The organism is Staphylococcus sp. EG-SA-2 (genome assembly GCF_017152085.1).
Map to the genome: position 1 here is coordinate 1 of NZ_JACYHC010000768.1, position 1,461 is coordinate 1,461.

Below are 1,461 nucleotides of genomic sequence, written 5' to 3' on the forward strand. Positions count from 1 at the left end.
TTCTAAATCTTGTGCAGTCGTTGTCGCTTCAATTGCTTTAACACCAGAAACTTTAGCTGCATTAATACGTTCAATAGCTTCCGCTACTTCTTCATTTGTTGTATCAGGATTTAAAGGTGCTTGATCAATTTGTGCTTGAACAACTTCGTCAAATTCTTCAAGAGCTGCTGCTTTAGCTGTTGTAGCAGGTGTAGTTTGATTAATATCATTGATTGCTTTTGTTTTAATGGCTTCTACTTGTGCATTTGTTGTTGCTGCATCAATATCTTTAATTGCCTTTGTTTCAATTTTACCAATTTTATCATTTGCTACATCTTTTTCATCTTGTAATGATGCATTTGACTTTTTAATTTGTTGTTTACGAGTTGTAACTGCTTGGATAATATCTTGTTTCGCTTGAGGTTTAACTGTTGGTGTAATCACATCTTGTTCTAACACTGCGATACCATTATCTTTTTCAGTTGTGACACCTTGTGATGTTGTTTGTTTATTAATTTCTGCGATTGCATTATTTTTATCATTGTTAATTTTAGTCACAAGCGCTGCAACTTCATCTTGCGTAACTTTTTTACTTTGTTGTGCTGCTGTAACCTTTTCTTGAGCTTTAGTATCTAATTCAGCAATTGCTGCTTGATTATCAATTAATGCAGCTTGTAATTTAGTTACTAAACCGTCAATATCCGCTTGAGATGCACGATTTGCAGTTTCAACGTGATTCGCATCTTCATTTAAAATAGTGTCTGCTTGTTGTTTAAGTTTATTGTATTCTGCAATTGATGCTGTTGTGTAATGACTATTATCAACTTGTGAGTTTACTTGTTGTTGCAACGCATCTTTGTTCATTTCAACCGCTACTGAAAATGGATCTGCAGTTAGTGTAACTTCTGGTTGCGCATTATTAATTACAACATCTGAAGCAGTACGATATGTTAATTTTTCATTAAAATCAATATTTTTAGGTGTATCGATATTCGCAACATTAACTTTATATGATAATTTTAAAGATTTATCTGGGAATAAAACTTCTTTAGTGTGTGTACCACGTGCCGTTGTCACACCTTGGCTTGTAAATGTAACTTTATTTGCAGTTTGATCATAATTAACAGTCATATTTTTCAATACTGTACTGTCTTCATTACCATTAGGGAATGTTGTAGTTAATGAATCATTAATGTAAGTTACACCTTGTGGTAATGTTACTTCATATTTAAATTGATCTGCTTTCAATGAAGCACCAAAATTACCATTGTTACCGATTTCAGTATTAATTGTAAATTCTTTATTATTTGTTGCTTTCGGTGCTAAATCTCTATTTTTGACATATAAATGTGATCCTGAGAATAGACCTACATTATCAATGAATGAATAGTATTTATAACCATCTTTATTTGTTGTAATTCTTGAAGCATCAGCAACTGCTGTATTGTCAGGAATAAATTGTAAATCTAAACGATCAGCATC

1 protein-coding gene is annotated in these 1,461 nt (G+C 32.2%); it reads right to left on the reverse strand.

Going from position 1 to position 1,461, the window contains the following annotated elements:
- Positions 1–1,461 (reverse strand): SasC/FmtB family protein (locus IDG60_RS13920; protein WP_206160812.1); only part of this gene is annotated, 1,461 nt, incomplete at both ends.